This is a genomic window from Litoreibacter albidus (assembly GCF_900107015.1).
In the GTDB taxonomy this organism is placed as follows: domain Bacteria; phylum Pseudomonadota; class Alphaproteobacteria; order Rhodobacterales; family Rhodobacteraceae; genus Litoreibacter; species Litoreibacter albidus.
In genome coordinates, this window is sequence record NZ_FNOI01000002.1 from 209999 (window position 1) to 226216 (window position 16218).

At 61.6% G+C, this 16218-nt stretch carries 21 protein-coding genes; 8 read left to right on the plus strand and 13 right to left on the minus strand.

Going from position 1 to position 16218, the window contains the following annotated elements; genetic code table 11:
* Both rlmF and BLW66_RS06010 read right to left on the minus strand, forming a co-directional pair.
* Entirely contained in the window at positions 1-927 is a 927-nt protein-coding gene (rlmF, locus tag BLW66_RS06005; RefSeq protein ID WP_089946072.1) for a 23S rRNA (adenine(1618)-N(6))-methyltransferase RlmF, read from the minus strand.
* A gap of 126 nt (positions 928-1053) precedes the next feature.
* Positions 1054-1605 (minus strand): TlpA disulfide reductase family protein, encoded by a 552-nt coding sequence (locus BLW66_RS06010; RefSeq protein ID WP_089946074.1) that lies wholly within the window; start codon positions 1603-1605, stop codon positions 1054-1056.
* 25 nt (positions 1606-1630) lie between these two features.
* On the opposite strand from BLW66_RS06010, the gene argH reads away from it, so the two are divergent.
* From argH to BLW66_RS06030, 5 genes are all read left to right on the plus strand, one after another.
* Positions 1631-3031: an argininosuccinate lyase gene (gene argH / locus BLW66_RS06015; protein WP_089946076.1), complete on the plus strand. Its 1401-nt coding sequence runs from the start codon at positions 1631-1633 to the stop codon at positions 3029-3031.
* Positions 3028-3177 (plus strand): argininosuccinate lyase, encoded by a 150-nt coding sequence (locus tag BLW66_RS17730; protein WP_139254531.1) that lies wholly within the window; start codon positions 3028-3030, stop codon positions 3175-3177. Before argH ends, BLW66_RS17730 begins: the two co-directional genes overlap by 4 nt.
* 126 nt (positions 3178-3303) lie before the next feature.
* On the plus strand, positions 3304-3774 hold the full coding sequence (gene greA / locus BLW66_RS06020; RefSeq protein ID WP_089946078.1) for a transcription elongation factor GreA: 471 nt from the start codon (positions 3304-3306) through the stop codon (positions 3772-3774).
* 28 nt (positions 3775-3802) lie between these two features.
* The gene (locus BLW66_RS06025; RefSeq protein WP_089946080.1) at positions 3803-4825 is read left to right on the plus strand and encodes a hypothetical protein; all 1023 of its coding nucleotides are present in this window, start codon (positions 3803-3805) and stop codon (positions 4823-4825) included.
* Positions 4826-5019: 194 nt separating this feature from the next.
* On the plus strand, positions 5020-5916 hold the full coding sequence (locus tag BLW66_RS06030; RefSeq protein ID WP_089946082.1) for a hypothetical protein: 897 nt from the start codon (positions 5020-5022) through the stop codon (positions 5914-5916).
* A 91-nt stretch (positions 5917-6007) separates the two neighbouring features.
* On the opposite strand, the gene BLW66_RS06035 is transcribed toward BLW66_RS06030, so the two are convergent.
* From BLW66_RS06035 to BLW66_RS06060, 6 genes are read right to left on the minus strand one after another with little or no spacing between them, the layout of a single operon-like run.
* Entirely contained in the window at positions 6008-6592 is a 585-nt protein-coding gene (locus tag BLW66_RS06035; protein WP_089946084.1) for a GNAT family N-acetyltransferase, read from the minus strand.
* Positions 6589-7863 (minus strand): molybdopterin-binding protein, encoded by a 1275-nt coding sequence (locus BLW66_RS06040; protein WP_089946086.1) that lies wholly within the window; start codon positions 7861-7863, stop codon positions 6589-6591. Before BLW66_RS06040 ends, BLW66_RS06035 begins: the two co-directional genes overlap by 4 nt.
* Before the next feature lie 7 nt (positions 7864-7870).
* On the minus strand, positions 7871-8362 hold the full coding sequence (mobB, locus tag BLW66_RS06045) for a molybdopterin-guanine dinucleotide biosynthesis protein B (protein WP_089946088.1): 492 nt from the start codon (positions 8360-8362) through the stop codon (positions 7871-7873).
* The gene (gene mobA, locus BLW66_RS06050) at positions 8359-8961 is read right to left on the minus strand and encodes a molybdenum cofactor guanylyltransferase MobA (RefSeq protein ID WP_089946090.1); all 603 of its coding nucleotides are present in this window, start codon (positions 8959-8961) and stop codon (positions 8359-8361) included. The genes mobB and mobA overlap by 4 nt, the downstream gene beginning before the upstream one ends.
* Positions 8958-9503, minus strand: a complete 546-nt coding sequence (locus tag BLW66_RS06055; protein ID WP_089946091.1) for a hypothetical protein — start codon at positions 9501-9503, stop codon at positions 8958-8960. The genes mobA and BLW66_RS06055 overlap by 4 nt, the downstream gene beginning before the upstream one ends.
* A complete protein-coding gene (locus BLW66_RS06060; RefSeq protein ID WP_089946093.1) occupies positions 9500-10384 on the minus strand; it encodes a formate dehydrogenase accessory sulfurtransferase FdhD in 885 nt (294 codons plus the stop codon). The genes BLW66_RS06055 and BLW66_RS06060 overlap by 4 nt, the downstream gene beginning before the upstream one ends.
* Before the next feature lie 58 nt (positions 10385-10442).
* Here BLW66_RS06060 and BLW66_RS06065 point away from each other — a divergent pair, with 58 nt between their 5' ends.
* On the plus strand, positions 10443-11141 hold the full coding sequence (locus BLW66_RS06065; protein ID WP_089946095.1) for an AzlC family ABC transporter permease: 699 nt from the start codon (positions 10443-10445) through the stop codon (positions 11139-11141).
* Positions 11138-11467: an AzlD domain-containing protein gene (locus BLW66_RS06070; protein WP_089946097.1), complete on the plus strand. Its 330-nt coding sequence runs from the start codon at positions 11138-11140 to the stop codon at positions 11465-11467. Before BLW66_RS06065 ends, BLW66_RS06070 begins: the two co-directional genes overlap by 4 nt.
* Here the strand turns inward: BLW66_RS06070 and BLW66_RS06075 are convergent.
* The gene (locus BLW66_RS06075) at positions 11464-12057 is read right to left on the minus strand and encodes an NYN domain-containing protein (protein WP_089946099.1); all 594 of its coding nucleotides are present in this window, start codon (positions 12055-12057) and stop codon (positions 11464-11466) included. The two genes, BLW66_RS06070 and BLW66_RS06075, sit on opposite strands and share 4 nt — an antisense overlap.
* Before the next feature lie 10 nt (positions 12058-12067).
* Complete coding sequence (locus BLW66_RS06080) at positions 12068-12529, minus strand: Lrp/AsnC family transcriptional regulator (RefSeq protein ID WP_089946101.1); 462 nt, start codon at positions 12527-12529, stop codon at positions 12068-12070.
* Between the two features lie 135 nt (positions 12530-12664).
* Between BLW66_RS06080 and ald the strand changes: the two genes are divergently transcribed.
* Positions 12665-13783, plus strand: coding sequence for an alanine dehydrogenase (ald, locus tag BLW66_RS06085; protein ID WP_089946103.1), 1119 nt, complete (start codon positions 12665-12667; stop codon positions 13781-13783).
* A gap of 61 nt (positions 13784-13844) precedes the next feature.
* Here the strand turns inward: ald and mscL are convergent, their stop codons facing one another.
* The 3 genes from mscL to BLW66_RS06100 form a co-directional block, all read right to left on the minus strand.
* Positions 13845-14276, minus strand: a complete 432-nt coding sequence (mscL, locus tag BLW66_RS06090; protein ID WP_089946105.1) for a large conductance mechanosensitive channel protein MscL — start codon at positions 14274-14276, stop codon at positions 13845-13847.
* A gap of 418 nt (positions 14277-14694) precedes the next feature.
* Positions 14695-15144, minus strand: a complete 450-nt coding sequence (locus BLW66_RS06095; RefSeq protein WP_089946107.1) for a YtoQ family protein — start codon at positions 15142-15144, stop codon at positions 14695-14697.
* Between the two features lie 65 nt (positions 15145-15209).
* The gene (locus BLW66_RS06100; protein ID WP_089946109.1) at positions 15210-16040 is read right to left on the minus strand and encodes a calcium-binding protein; all 831 of its coding nucleotides are present in this window, start codon (positions 16038-16040) and stop codon (positions 15210-15212) included.
* Positions 16041-16218 lie beyond the last annotated feature (178 nt).

A 16218-nucleotide genomic window follows, 5' to 3' on the forward strand; every position in this document is an offset into this window, starting at 1 on the left:
CTATTTGCGACCGCCGTTGAAAAACGAAGACCGCTGGTTTTTCCTGATAAAAGTCCAAGCGATGAACCGGCTTATTTTCTGCCCTTGCGCCATTTCCACGACCCTGTAATCCGCAACGCTCGCCTTCTTTAAGGCTCTAATAAGCGGCTGAAGGTTGTCCTTCTTCGACACCAGTGACGTAAACCACAGGCACTGGCCCGCGAATTCTGCGCTTTGCTCTATCATGCGCGCGATGAACTTCACCTCACCACCGGGGCACCATAGCTCCGCGTCTTGGCCGCCGAAATTTAGCGCCTTTGAGCGCCCCTTCCCAAGGTTCTGCCACTTACGTTGCGTGCCCTTGCTCGCCTCCTCCCTTGAGGCATGAAAAGGCGGGTTGCACATGGTGACGTGGAAAACATCGCGAGGCTCGATCACGCCTCTGAACACATTCTCCGGCAGGTTTTGCCGCCTGATGGTGATTGCCAACTCGTTAAGCTGGCAAATTCGCTGGGCCGATTTGATCGCGCCCGCGTCTATGTCGACGCCTGTGAAATGCCATCCGTATTCGCTCTGGCCAATCAACGGATATACCAAGCTTGCACCAGTCCCGATGTCTAGGGCCTTGACCTCCGGCCCACGTGGGGTTTGCCGGTTGTTGCTCTCCGCAAGCAAGTCCGCCAGATAATGGATGTAGTCGACACGGCCGGGGATCGGGGGGCAAAGGTAATTCGCGGGGATATCCCAATACGCGATACCGTAATGCGTCTTCAGCAGCGCGCGATTAAGCATGCGCACCGCCTCTGCGTCTTGAAAGCTGATCGTGGTCTGGCCCACGGGGTTGAGGGTCGTGAACGCGTCCAGCTCAGGCAAATCCGCGACCAAACGCGCAAAATCATACCCGTCCGCGTGTTGATTGCGCGGGTGCAGTTTAGCTTTTTTGTCCATTGGGACGCCCCCCCGTGTAACCCGCTGGGCGTCACGCGCCAGCCCGTTCGCTACCCTTAGGCGGTCACGCCTGAATAGTAAAACAAGCGGCTGGCAGGGAAATGGCCCGCCGCCCCACCGCCTGTCTTAGCTCATCCAGCCGCGCAGCATGGCGAGTGCGGCTGGGCTGTCCCATTCCGCATCGCCACTAAAGCGGGCGACCTCGCGGCCATCCGGCCCGATCAGCACCGTCAGCGGCAAGCCAGCGCCGCCGATGTCACGCATCAGCTTCATCTTCGGGTCGAACAGTTTTGGCAGGTTGTTGATGTTCTTCTCGGTGAAGAACTTATCCACCGCAGGGCGCGCGTTGCGGCCTGTGGCGACGGTCACCACCTCGAAATCAGCGCCGCCCAGTTCCGCGTCCAAGCGGTCCAGCGCCGGCATTTCCTTGACGCAAGGCGCACACCACAGCGCCCAGAAGTTCAACAGCACGTATTTCCCGTGGTAGTCGGACAAATCAACGGCTTTGCCGTTGGCGTCTGTGACGGGCGTTGTGGGCACCGCGCGGGGCTCCCCATGCAGTTGCAAGCTGGCCAAGTCACCCTCCGCCATCGTGAACAACGCATCCGTGCCCGCAACAGCAGGGTTTGCACCCGAGGCTAGGCCCGCGTATAGCACCAAGAGCTTCAAAAACCGCATTTCATTACTCCAAAGAGCCAGTCCCATGACCGACCAGAAAAAAGACACATCCAACGCCATGTGGGGCGGCCGCTTCGCCGCCGGTCCAGACGCCATTATGGAGGCGATCAACGCATCCATCGGGTTTGACCAGCGGTTCGCCCGCCAAGACATTGAGGGCTCCCGCGCCCATGCCGCCATGCTGGGCGCCAAAGACATCATTACGGGTAGCGATGCGGAGACGATCAGGGAAGGCCTCCTCACGGTCTTGTCAGAGATTGAGACCGGAAAGTTCCAGTTTTCCGCCGCCCTTGAAGACATACACATGAATGTGGAGGCCCGCCTGCGCGAAGTGATCGGCGAACCCGCTGGCCGCTTGCACACCGGACGGTCGCGCAACGATCAGGTCGCGCTGGATTTCCGCCTGTGGGTCCGTGATCAGGTCGATGCCGCGATTGAAGCCGTGCAAGCCCTGCAAAAGGCGCTTTTGGCGCAGGCCGAGGCCGGAGCCGATTGGGTCATGCCCGGCTTCACCCACCTGCAAACCGCGCAGCCCGTGACATGGGGTCACCACATGCTGGCCTATGTGGAAATGCTGGGCCGCGACGCGTCGCGCTTCAAGGATGCGCGCGCCCGTATGAACGAATCCCCCCTTGGGGCTGCGGCCTTGGCTGGCACGTCCTTCCCGATTGATCGCCACATGACCGCCGAAGCCTTGGGGTTTGACCGCCCGTCCGCCAACTCGCTGGACGCCGTGGCGGACCGCGACTTCGTGCTCGACTTCCTTGGGGCCGCGTCAATCTGCGCCATGCACCTGTCGCGCTTGTCCGAGGAGCTGGTGATCTGGTCCTCCGCGCAATTCCGTTTTGTGACCCTCAGCGACCGCTTCTCTACCGGCTCCTCCATTATGCCGCAAAAGAAGAACCCCGACGCGGCAGAGCTGATCCGCGCCAAAATTGGCCGCATCTACGGCGCGAATACCGCGTTGATGATCGTCATGAAGGGGCTGCCGCTGACCTACTCCAAGGACATGCAGGAAGATAAGGAAATGACCTTTGACGCCGCCGATAGCCTGATGCTGGCGCTGGCCGCGATGACGGGCATGGTCGCCGATATGACGGCCAACCAGCCCGAGCTGGAGAAAGCCGCCGCCTCTGGGTTCTCCACTGCGACAGATTTGGCCGATTGGTTGGTGCGCACCCTTGATATGCCGTTCCGTGAGGCCCACCATGTAACAGGAGCGCTGGTAAAGCTGGCCGAGGACAAGGGCTGCGACCTGCCCGATCTCAGCTTGGCTGACATGACCGGCGTTCATGCTAAGATCACACGGGACGTCTTCGACGTGCTCGGGGTCCACAACTCTGTCGCAAGCCGCACCAGCTATGGCGGCACGGCACCGGACAACGTGCGCGCGCAGGTGGCCCTTTGGAAGGAAAAGCTGGCATGAAATACGCACTGGCACTGACAACAGCCGCGCTGTTGACCGCATGTGGCATCGACGGGGAGCCAAGCTCTCCAGAGCCGGTGGCCGCCACAAAATCCGGCGTCACGATCACCGGCCGCGCCGAAATCGGCGCGCGCAAGAAGTGGTAGCCGCAGGCTGAACCAAACGAAATAGGCGATCCCCCGCTGCTACTACTGCTTGCAAATGGACAGCGGCCCGGGTGAAGTGAATAAAGGGCGCGGACAACGCGCCGCGCACTAAGGGTAAGTGAGACAATGGAAAAGATCCCTATGACCCCTAAGGGGCTCAAAGCGCTCAACGATGAGCTAAAGAACCTCAAGGTGGTGGAACGCCCCGCAATCATCCAAGCCATCGCGGAAGCCCGCGAGCATGGGGATTTGTCGGAGAACGCGGAGTATCATTCCGCCAAGGAAAAGCAGTCCTTCATTGAGGGCCGCATCAAGGAACTCGAAGGCATGATCAGCCTTGCGCAGGTCATCGACCCCGCGACCCTGTCCGGTGCCATCAAGTTTGGCGCGACGGTCAAGCTGGTCGACGAGGAGACCGAAGAAGAAAAGATGTACCAGATCGTGGGCGAGCAGGAGGCCGATATCCACAACGGTCTGCTCAACATCGCCTCGCCCTTGGCCCGCGCCCTGATCGGCAAGGAAGAGGGCGACAGCGTCGAGGTCAAAACCCCCGGCGGCACCCGCGACTACGAGATTTTGGAAATCATTTACGCCTGACGAAACCGGCAGAGACAGCACCAACACCATGCCCGACCAAGAGCCCGAAATCATCACGGACAAGCCCATGGATTTGGGCGTCTACGCGCGCCCTGATCGGGGGTTGGCGGCGGCGGATTTGATCGCCCTTGCGCTGTCGGCGGTGTGGTTGCTGTCTGCGGCGATTTACTTCCTCGTGCTCCCCTCCGACGGGGAGGCCACGCGCGGTGGCTTCGTGGTCGGCATGCTGGCCGTGTTCCTCCCCATCGCGCTGATCTGGATCGGCGCAACCGTGGTGAAAACCGCGCGCGTCATGCGCGAGGAGGCGGCCCGCCTGCAAGCCGCCATCGACGGCATGCGCCAAGCCTATGTCTCGCAGGCGCAAACCTCCGGCATGGGCGTGAAACCCGCCGTGGAGCGCAAGCTCGACGAGATCGCCTCCGCCACCAAGCAAACCCAAAACGCGGTCGCGACCTTCGCCACCTCCCGCCAGTCGGTGGTGGAACAGGCCCCGCGCCAACCCGCCCTGATCAACCCGGGCGTCAGCGCCGACAGCCAGCCCGTTCTGGCCCTTGGCACCCCTGTAGAATCGCTGAGCCCGCCCCTGTCGGTGGAGGATTTCATCGGCGCGTTGAACTTCCCCGAGGACGAGAACGACGTCGAAGGCTTCCGCCAGCTGCGCCGCGCCTTGGCCGACCACGAAAGCTCCAAGCTGGTGCGCTCCTCGCAAGACGTGCTCACTCTGCTGAGCCAGGACGGCATCTATATGGATGACCTGAACCCGGACCGCTCCCGCCCCGAGTTGTGGCGCCTGTTCGCCAAGGGCGAACGTGGTCCGGCTGTGGCAGGGATCGGCGCGGTCCACGACCGCTCTTCGCTGGCATTGGCATCCGGCCGCATGCGCTCCGACGCGGTGTTCCGCGACGCGGTGCACCACTTCCTGCGCCAGTTCGATAAAACCTTCGCCCAATTCGCCGAAGGTGCGACCGACCAAGACATCACCAAGCTGGCCGACACCCGCACCGCAAGATGCTTCATGCTCCTCGGCCGCGTCACCGGAACGTTCGACTAAGCTAAGGCTAAGGTTAAACCCCTTACGCCCATATTTTTCTAGGCGAGCATCACTCGAAATAACACACGCGGACATCGCAACTCGCGTTTCAGAGCCGCGTCGAATGCGCGGCCAGCCCAATTGATCGGTGACAAAGAACCAAATCTGCGTAACAAATTGAGCCATGAGAAATTTCCAGTGGCGTATTTTATTCAATGTCTGACAGAAACATAGGTGAGGGAACTACACCACTAGAAGCGTTTCTAGTTATCGCATGCTTGATGTTTGGAGCATTTGCAACTTTCTCAATCGGCGAGTGGGTAGGCGTACAAGCAGGACGTGATCAAGTAACCGCCCAAGAGCATTATGAAAACGAAAAGCGTTACTCGCTTCTCGCCTGCACAGATGCGAGCCCTGCTAGTCTGAGCGACTGTGTGACTAAGGCCATAGAGGCCGCATACGAAAAATCCGAGTCCAGACAAGGGCTTAACGCGCAAAATGATATGTCAAAGTGGACATTCATTATGGCTCTCTCTTCAATCGGAAGCTTCGCATTAACTGCTCTGGCGGTGCTCTACGTTCGCAACACCTTGAACCAAACCGCTGACACTAACAGAGCGGCCCTCAACGCCGCCAAAGAAGCCGCCAGAGCCAACCAGATCATGCGCCAAGAGCAAAGGCCTTGGATTGTTACCACCAGTGGTTCTATACCTTTTGAGCTTTTACGTAGAATGTACCGCAGCGGCTTGGACAGAATTATCACTATTGAAGTGACGAATAAAGGTAAGACCCCTGCGCAAGACGCTATGGCGACCTTTGTCACTTTTAGTTGCGACACCTTAACCCCTTATGATGTCGTCGAGGCCATTGAGCCTATTATCATCGAACTCTCCAGTCGTCTTGATGCTAGGACCAACACTGCCTACCAAGGCGAGACTGCGAGAATCCCCATCACTCCGCTGCCAAATGGAAGCCGTACAATTGGCGCGGGCGACGACTGGCAGATAATGGTGGTCTGCGCCTACAAATGGGATGGGCAGTTTAAGTTTTCTTGGTCTATCGATGACACCCCCCGCCCACCAAGCGATGTTTTGAAGCACCAGAAAACATAAGGGCTTAATCGCCCGTTACACTCCACCCGGTGCGTTTCCCGCTTCATCTTGGCCGCAAATATTCCCCCCGGAGGGTCGCCCTCCCAAACCCCTACCTCGCTATGCGGTACACCATCGTTGTCGCCTTGCGGAAGCCGAAGACGTGGTGCAGCGGCCACGCGTCGACCTCCCCTGACGGCACGAACCCGCGCCGCTCATAGAGCGCCCGTGCGCGGGGGTTGGTGTCGATCACGTCCAGCCGAACCTCCTGCGCGCCAACCTCGCCCGCGTGGCGGATGACCGCGTCCAGCAGCGCCGTGCCGACGCCTTTGCCCCGTGCGGCCTCATCCACGAAAATGCCGTCCATCAGCAGTTGGCCGTCCGTCAAATCTCGCTCCAGTTGGTCCAGCAGCACCCCGCGCCACAGCCCGCCAAAGCGGCCGTAGATCGGCGTCAGGTCGGACAGCTCCCCGCCGACCAACCCGCCTTGCGACGTCTTGAACCCCGCAACGCCCAACAGCTGCCCCGCCTCAACCGCGCACAGCGCAAATTGCGGCTGCAGCACCGATGAGATGAAGTGCCGCGCCTTGGCGTCCGGCCCCAAAACGCGGCCCAGCTTCCCACCGAACGCGCCCCAGAACAGCCGCGCGACATGGTCGCGCTGCCCCTCCTCAAATCCGCGGGTAATCTGCATCATAGCCCGAAGCTGCCATAGGGGAGGTAGCGCACCAGATCACCCCGCGTGATTGTGGCCGCCCCGTCGGGCAGCTCCACCAGCCCGTCGGACCAGCTGAGCCCCGAAATGCGCCCCGACCCTTCGGAGCCGAACACCTCCACCCCGTCCGGCCCCATGCGGGCGCGCAGGTACTCGCGCCGCCCCGGCTTTTTGCGCTTCTCGAACGCGGCGGGGACCATGAACCCCTGCGGCGCGGCCCATGCCGCCCCAGCCAGCTTCAGGCACGCGGGGCGCGCGAAAATAAGCGCACAGACGAAGGCCGCCACCGGATTGCCCGGCAGGCCGAACACCGGCACCCCTTGCCACAAGGCAAGCGCCAAGGGGCGTCCGGGCTTCAGCGCGATGCGCCACGCCTGCAAATTGCCGTGCGCGCGCAGCAGCGCCGACACGTGGTCTTCGTCCCCCGCAGAGGCCCCGCCAGATGTCAGGATGACGTCGCATTGCGCGGCCCCCCCGTCCAAACGCGCCTTGATCGCCGCGCGGTCATCGGCGGCGTGGCCAAGGTCCACCGCCTCAAAGCCCCACGCGGTGGCAAGCTGCAATAGCATCGGGCGGTTGGCATCATAGGTGCGGTCGGACGGCGCGTCCTGCGCGGCGGGGTCCAGCAACTCGTCCCCCGTCGACAACACGCCCACCCGCAACCGCGCGAACACCGTCAATTGGTCCACGCCAAGCGCCGCCAACAGGCCCGCATCCTGCGCACGCAGCACATGGCCCGCGCCGAACACCTGCGCGCCCGCGACCACGTCCTCCCCTGCTTTGCGCGTGTTGGCGCGGGGGCGCAGCGGGCCGCGAAACGCCACATGCGTGTCGGTCACGGTGCAGTCTTCCTCAAGCACGACCGTATCCACGCCCTCGGGCAAGACCGCGCCCGTCAAAATCCGGATCGCAGCGCCTTCCGGCACCGTTCCCTTGTAAGCACCGCCCGCAGCGGCGCGCCCGTCCACAAGCGGCAACACGTGATCGCCCTCGCCCGTCACGCTATGCGCAAAGCCGTAGCCATCCACGGCGGAGTTCGGCGCTGGCGGGTTGGAGCGACGGGCGCTCACGGGGGCGGCAACCACGCGCCCCACCGCATTTGCGTGCGACACGGTCTCCGTGCCTACAACGCGGTCAATCGCGGCCTCCAGCCGTGCCAGCGCATCATCCACAGGCGTCCAGTTGACGCCCGCAGGCAGGGCAAAACAATCGTCGCGCAGGGGCGGCGGGCGGGGAAGGTCATCAGCTGTCATCGCGCCCTCACAGCCCCACACGCGCCAGAATGAAATCGGCAATGGCGGAGGTGTCATCAAGGTCCATCACGGGCACCGCCACATCCGGCGTCGCGTCGGAGGCAACCGCCACAATGGTCGCATCCTGCGGCGCGATCAACGGCTTGCCGGTCACGGCGCGGTGCGCCTCGATCTTGTCGTGGCCCTCGCGTTTGTAGCCTTCGACCAGCACCAGATCGACGGGCTCCAATTTGGCCAGCAGCTCCTCCAGAGACGGCTCCGGCGCGCCGCGCAACTCCGACATCAGCGCCCAGCGGTTGCGCGACGCGAGGATCACCTGCGACGCCCCCGCCTCGCGGTGGCGGTAGCTGTCCTTGCCCTCATGATCCACGTCAAACGAATGATGCGCATGCTTAAGCGTCGAAACGGTGAATCCCATGGACACGATCTCCGACACCAGCCGTTCCATCAGGCCCGTCTTGCCAGAGTTCTTCCATCCGGTGATGCCGAATACCTTCATAACAAACCTTCCGCACGCGCCATGTCCTCGGGCGTATTCACGTTGAAAAACGGGTCAAATGGCTTGGCGGAAAACTCTGCCGTTGCGGCCCCGTGTTTATCTGTCCAAGCCACCACCTTGCGCACGCCATCCTTCAGCGCCGCGCGCAGGTCGTCGCGCAACGCGACGGACCAAAGCCCGAAGGTCGGGTGGCGCGACAGGCCCCGTTTCGGGTCCGGCGTCGCCGCCAAGGCAATCGGCGCGGTCTCGGCCGCCAACATCAGGCGCGGCACCAGATCGCAGGGGAAAAACGGCGTGTCAGCGGCGGCGGTCACGATGTGGCTGTGCCCCTGCGCTGCGGCCCAATCCATGCCCGCCAAGACCCCCGCCAAGGGGCCGGGAAATTCCGCGACGCTGTCCGCGATGATCGGCAGGGCGAAGCCGTCGAACCGCGCGACATCGCCGTTCGCGTTCAACGCGACCTCGGCCACCTGCGGCTCCAGCCGGTCGATGACCCGCGCCAGCAAGGTCTCCCCGCCCAGACGGAGCAGCCCCTTGTCGCCGCCGCCCATGCGCCGCGACTGGCCACCTGCCAGAATTACGCCTGCGGGTTGTTTCATGCTATCGCCTCTCGGTGCCACGCGGTCATTTGTTCAAACGCGGCCTTTGCCGCCTCAGGTGTGTCAAACGCTGCGTGCGGCACGGGCAGCGCGACACCACCGGTGCACACGGCCATGGCCGTCCGGCCATTCACCACGTCGTCGATGTCCGCCCAAACCATGCGCCATTCACTCTGCCCGCCAGCAAAAACAAAACCGTCTGGCGCGGCAGAGATACGAACCCTGCGGCCAAAGCGCGAGGTGACGGCGGCCCGCGCCATAACGACATATATCCGATTGCTTAACCAAAAGCTCAGCCCCCCGCCGAGCACAAAGAGAGCCGGAAACCAAAACGGTTGCGCAAAGGTGCCACTGCCCGTCACCAGTATTTTCACAATCAAAACCACCGCCATGAATCCGGCTGGCACAAGCAGCGCCGTCACCAAGATCTGCGCCCAAAGCAGCGGTGCCTTCGCGCCCTTGAACATGGCGCCGCCTGCAAGCTTCATCCCCTCCAGCGTGGTTTTCACGTCGGGCGTGTATTCCAGATCATAGCGGGTCATGCAGCGCCCTTTCGGCCCGACTTTTTAGGCTCCTCGGGCACGCTGGCCAAATCCGCGTCCCAGATCAGCCGCTCGGCGCCCGACAGGCACACGAACCGTTGCCCGCGCATGCGGCCAATCAAGGTCAGCCCCACCTGCTGCGCGATTTCCACGCCCCATGCGGTGAACCCCGACCGTGACACCAGCACCGGAATGCCCATCAGCGCGGTCTTGATCACCATCTCCGATGTCAGCCGTCCCGTTGTATAAAGCACCTTGTCGGCAGGTGTGGCGTCGTTCATCGCCATCCAGCCGGACACTTTGTCGACGGCGTTGTGGCGGCCCACGTCTTCCATATAGACCAACGGGCGGTCCCCTTGGCACAGCACCGTGCCGTGGATAGCCCCTGCGCTCAGATACAGCGAGGGGACGGTGTTGATTTTCTTCGCCAACGCATAAAGGTCCGACGTGCGGACCTGCGTGGCGGGCAGCGTCAACCCCTCCAGCCCCTCCATCATATCGCCAAACACCGTGCCCACCGCACAGCCGGAGGTGCGGGTTTTGCGGGCCAGCTTTTCCTCGTGATCCGTCACCACGGCGGTGCGCACAACAACGGTGGCAATTTCTTCGTCGTAGTCGATGCCGGTCACCACGTCTTCCGCGCTGATCATTCCCTGATTGCGCAAAAAGCCAAGCGCCAGATACTCAGGGTAGTCGCCGATCGTCATGGCGGTGACGATTTCGCGGGCGTTCAGGTAGATCGTCAGCGGGCGCTCCTCCACCACACGAATATCCGTGACACGGCCCGTATGGTCCGTGCCCGTGACGGCGCGGGTCAGATCTTCGCGGTCGGGATCAGGCGCCAGAAGCCAGCCGTGATCCAAGTTATCACCATTTGCCATTTGAACCCTCTCTCAAGGCGTACTAGCACTGTTCAGGTTACAACCATAAAGGCACACCATGTCCCCTTCCACCACCAAATCCGCCCTATGGCGAGGGGTTCGCGCCAGCCTGCCATTCATTATTGTTATCATCCCCTTCGCCATGCTTTTCGGCGTCGCGGCGACAGAGGCAGGCCTGCCCATTGCGCAGGTTATGGGCTTTACGGTTTTGGTGATCGCGGGGGCGTCGCAGTTCACGGCCCTGCAGTTCATGATCGACAACGCACCAGTGCTGGTGATCATCGCGTCGGCCTTGGCGGTGAACCTGCGGATGGCAATGTATTCCGCCGCAATCACCCCCTATCTGGGCGAGCAGGCTTTGTGGAAACGCGCCCTGCTCAGCTACATCGTGGTGGATCAGACCTACAACCTCGCGATCCTGGAGTATGAGAACAACCCCGACCAAACCGTCGCCCAGCGCACGGCATTTTTCGTCGGCTGTTCGATACCGATTGTACCCCTGTGGATCGGGTTCACATGGGTGGGCGCGGCGCTTGGCGGGCAAATCCCACCCGAATACGGGCTGGATTTCGCGCTGCCGATTGCGTTCCTTGCGATGGTCGCCCCCGCGCTGCGCACCATCGCCCACGTGGCGGCGGCGGTGACATCTGTGGTGCTGGCCTTGGCGCTTGGCTTTGTGCCGTTGAACCTTGGTTTGCTGGTCGCGGCGATTGTCGCAATGATGGTGGGCGCGGAAGTTGAAAGGCGCATGGCATGAATTATTCGGACACAACAATCTGGTGGATCATCGCCATTCTTGGCGTTGGCACCTTCCTGATCCGCTTCTCGTTCCTTGGGCTTATCGGGTCGCGCCCGATGCCGCCGTGGGTGCTGCGCCACTTGCGCTATACCTCCGTGGCGATCCTGCCCGGACTGGTTGCGCCTTTGGTGGTGTTTCCTGCCGCAACAGGTGGGGTGCCTGACCCCGCGCGGCTGTTGGCCGCCTGTGTGACCATCGCAATCGGCTATTGGACCAAAGGCGTTGTGGGCGCGATGCTGGCGGGGGCGGCGACGCTTTTCGCCGTGCAACACCTGCTCGGTTAACCCTTTTTCAGACCAGGATGGCGGGCCCCATCGACCCGCGCGCGCGACCCGTCAAAATCAAGCCACAGCTTGCCTTTGTGATACCCGCCGTGGACCAAACGCCCGCGCTCGCGCACCTCGGGGAACTCATCGGCCCAGTCGCGAAACAGATCATTGGTCACAATACGCGCGCCGAACTCGCGGGCGGCTTTCAGCAAGTCCTGATCGGCGGGAACATTCTTGTTCGCGACCAACACCTGATCCGCAGGCAGGCCCAGCATATAGGCGAAATCCGCGTCGTCCTTGTACCCAGCCGCCACGCGGTACCCCGCGTTCGCGTCAAACATCACACCCGGCGTCATGCCCTGCGCCAGCAACAGGCACACCGCCTCTTGGACCGGCTGGATGGAGGGCGACGCCCCGTTCCAATACATCAGGTTAGAGCCATCAATCAGGATGTGTTTCTCTGTCGGTCGCGCGCGCGCGCCTTCGCGTGGCTTTGGCGGCTTACGCGGTTTGACCGGCCGCTTGGCTGCCGCTTGCTTGCGGCGCATGAACCACACCACAATGATGGAAAAGCAGATGACGGCGATCAGCAAAAAATCAATCATGAACGTACTCTCACACAGGTAGGGCAGTCGTTTTAAACACGGTGCGCAACGCAAAGCTGGATTGCATCTGCGCGACACCAGGCAGGCGAGCCAAGGAGCGGCGGTGTATGGCGGCAAAGCCCTCCGTATCCTCGGCTACCACTTTAAGAAGATAGTCCGCCACCCCTGCCATCAAGTGACATTCCAGAACTTCTGGGATTTTTGCAACCTCGCGCTCGAAGGCGTCTAGAACTTCATCCGCCTGACCGCTGAGCGTGATCTCCACAAATACGGTCGTCGGGCGCCCGACCTTCCGCGCATCCAGCATCGCCACATAGTCACGAATGATGCCCTCCTTCTCCAGCCGCTGCACCCTGCGGTGGCAGGCCGATGCCGACAGGTTTACCTTCTCCGACAGGTCCGCGTTGGAGATGCGACCCGACTTTTGCAGCACGCGAAGGATGCGGGCATCCGTATCGTCATATTGGCTCAATTCGAAGATTCCTCTCGTCTTGCGGCGTTTCTTCGCACGAAACACGCATCAAAAGCCGCTGACAAGCGATAAGTCGCGAAAAACCACCTTCAAAGCCACGTTAGCATCCTCACAGGCTCAGAGGAGGAACCAGCCATGATTGTCGGATGCCCGAAAGAAATTAAGCCACAAGAATTCCGCGTCGGGATGACGCCAAACGCCGCCACGGAGGCGGTCGCCCACGGCCACACAGTCCTGATCGAGACCGGCGCAGGTCTGGGCGCGGGCTTTGACGACGCCGCCTACATCGACGCAGGCGCAAAGATCGCGGCAACCGCTGCGGATGTCTTCGCCAAGGCCGACATGATCGTGAAGGTCAAAGAGCCACAACCCGCAGAGCGCAAAATGCTGCGCGAGGGGCAGTTGTTATTCACCTACCTGCACCTCGCCCCCGACCCCGAACAAACCAAAGACTTGCTGGCCTCCGGTTGTACCGCGATCGCCTATGAGACCGTCACCGACAAATCCGGCGGCCTGCCCCTGCTGGCCCCGATGTCCGAAGTCGCAGGCCGTCTTGCGCCGCAAGTGGGCGCATGGACCCTGCAAAAAGCCAACGGCGGGCGCGGCGTGTTGATGGGCGGCGTGCCGGGTGTCGGGCCTGCGAAGGTCATGGTCATCGGCGGTGGCGTTGTCGGAACCCATGCCGCGAAAATCGCGGCGGGCATGGGGGCGGATGTCACCGTGCTGGACCGGTCCCTGCCCCGCATGCGCTATCTGGATGACGTCTTCGGCGGGCAGTTCAAAACGCAATTCGCCTCAACCGGCAACATCGCGGAGCTGGCGATGGAGGCCGATATGGTCATCGGCGCAGTCCTGATCCCCGGTGCCGCAGCGCCCAAGCTGCTCACCCGCGCACAGCTGTCCACCATGAAGCCCGGCGCGGCGCTGGTCGATGTGGCCATCGACCAAGGCGGCTGCTTCGAGACCTCCAAGGCGACCACCCACGCAGATCCCGTCTATGACGTGGACGGCATCATGCATTACTGCGTGGCCAACATGCCGGGCGCGGTGGCGCGCACCTCCACCATCGCGTTGGGCAACGCCACCATGCCGTTCCTGCTGGCGCTGGCCGACAAAGGTTGGAAACAAGCCTGCGAGGACGACGCGCATCTGCTGAACGGGCTGAACGTCCACGCGGGGCAGTTGACCTACTATGCGGTAGGCAAGGCGCTTGGCATCGACGTGCTGTCACCGCAACTGGCGCTCAAGTCCTAGCCACAAAAAAGGCCCGCCGGATCATCTCCGACGGGCCCAGTTTTCGCGCGTTAAGTCGCGCTTACTTCTGCTTCAAGGCAACCAGGATTTCGGCCAGCAGCTCTTCTTGTGTCGGGCCTGCTGGGGCCGCTGGTGCTTCTTCTTCAACCTTGGCGTTGGCGTCTTTGATCTTGTTGACGTAGCGCACCAACATGAACACCACGAACGCGATGATCAGGAAGTTGATAACCGCCATGATGAAGGAGCCGATGGCGAATACGGCAGCGCCGGACTCGCGGGCGGCTTCCAATGTGGCGCCCTCAGGCACATCTCCGGACAGAACCCAGTAAGAGTTGGTGAAGTCGATACCGCCCATGAACAGGCCGATGATCGGGTTGATCAGGTCGCCCACAAGGGACGACACGATGGCGGTGAACGCCGCACCGATGATGATACCAACGGCCATGTCCATGACGTTGCCCTTGGCGATGAAATCTTTGAATTCGTTAAGCATGTTTCAGTTGTCCCTTTTGTTTCCCACGGCGCATCTGTTGTATTCGTGCGCTCCTGCGCAAGTGCATAGCATCTGTTCGCACCCGTACAGCCCTTTGTTTAAACGAGCGCGCCCATTGTGTTTAAGGGGAAACACGCGGCGGGATGCCCCCCACCGCACGCAGGCTTAGCAAAACGGAAACCGCTGCGGGGTAGAACCCGCCCTGTCTAGACAGCATAGGTCACTTGGCCCCCGCGCACTTTGGGGGCACCTTGATCACCGGTGATTACGGGGGGCTATCAACCCCCGAAAGGTGCGGGATTAAAGCCCCGTCCAGCGCGACCACTCCGGCGGCGCCGCCACCTTGCAACACCATCTACACGAGAAACCGCCACCCGCGCCGCCCCAGATATCGGGCCGCGCGGCATTGGTGCGCGCGCTACGTTGGCAGATCGCCCGTCAGCACATAGCGCAAGATATCCGCCACCTTGGCCGGATCATCCGTGACCGCCAGCGCCGCCGCGTCGACTTCCTTGAGCGCGTGCTGGTGATCATCCCCATGCACAACAATCAGCGATTTGCCCAGCGCGGCAGCAAAGCCCGCGTCGAAGGCGGCGTTCCATTGTTTGTATTTCTCGCCAAAGCGCACAACCACCACATCTGCAGCGCTGATGCCCCTGCGGGTGCGGATCGCGTTCATCATCGCGCCCTTGTGGTCATGCCAGTACTTTTGATCTTCGGCGCCCAGAATGGTCGCGCCACAATCGTCAGAGGCCCCGTGATCCGTCACCGGCGCGTCAAAACTGACGTCCAGCCCGTCACAGCCCGCAATAATCTGGTCGCGCCAGTCCGTGTGAATCTCACCCGACAGGTATACCTTCAGCGTCATCTTGCTTCCTCCATTCATTCGCTTTCGCTGCAAAATGGCGTGATTAACGCTGAAGGCAAGCAGCTTTAGCCAACCGCGATCGGATCATCCAGATAGAATGCGGTGAATGCCGCCTCGCTGACGCCCTCAAAGGTGATGGTGTCCTTGAAGCCGATGTCCAGAACCGCGTTACCGTCCACCTCAGTCAACAGGTCCACCCCGAAGATGTCCGCGAAGGCAAAATTAGCGTCGACCCAGTCCTGACCGTTCAGGCCCGCGACGATGAAATCGTCCAGACCCAACTCAAAATCGGTGATCGTCACGTCGGACGACTTTTTCGCGGATTGGTAAACGAACTCGAACACATCGGCATCCGCGCCGCCAGTCAGCGTGTGGTCCGCGCCCTTCTTCAGGCGGGCAACGATCAGGTCGTTGCCAGTCCCGCCATCTGCGCGCGACGTGTGATCGCCGGTGTTCACCGTGTCATTGCCCGCGCCGCCAAATAGATCGTTGTTGCCCTTGCGGCCAAAGATGAAATCATCGCCGGAGCCGCCATCAATCACGTCCGCACCGTGGCCCCCGTCAATGTAGTCATTGCCGCCAGCACCGTTCAAGACATCCGCGCCAGTGCCGCCGAACACACGGTCGTCGCCGTTGCCCGCGTTCACCACATCATCGCCGCCACCGGCCAGAATGTAGTCATTGCCCAGCCCGCCAGAGATGGTGTCATTCCCGCCGGACAGGATCAGCCGATCATTGCCGTCGCCGCCATCAATGGTGGTGGGGGTGTTATCCGTCACCGTGATCACATCGTCGCCGCCATTGGCGTAAATCCGATACTCGGTGTAGTTGAAGTCAAAAACATCGGGGTTAAAGACATCCGCAGCGTCGCTGCCAAAAACGGTAAGAACCGACATAAAGCTATTCCTTGTTAACGCACAAAAGCTCTGACGAATCGAGCTACCGCACCAACGCTAACGAGAAAAAGACACAAGGTCGCCCCATTTGAGCCACATTTCGACCCAGCAACGCACTGTTTCTAAAAACGAAACGCCCGCCCCAGTTAAGGGACGGGCGCAATCTGCATAAACTTTA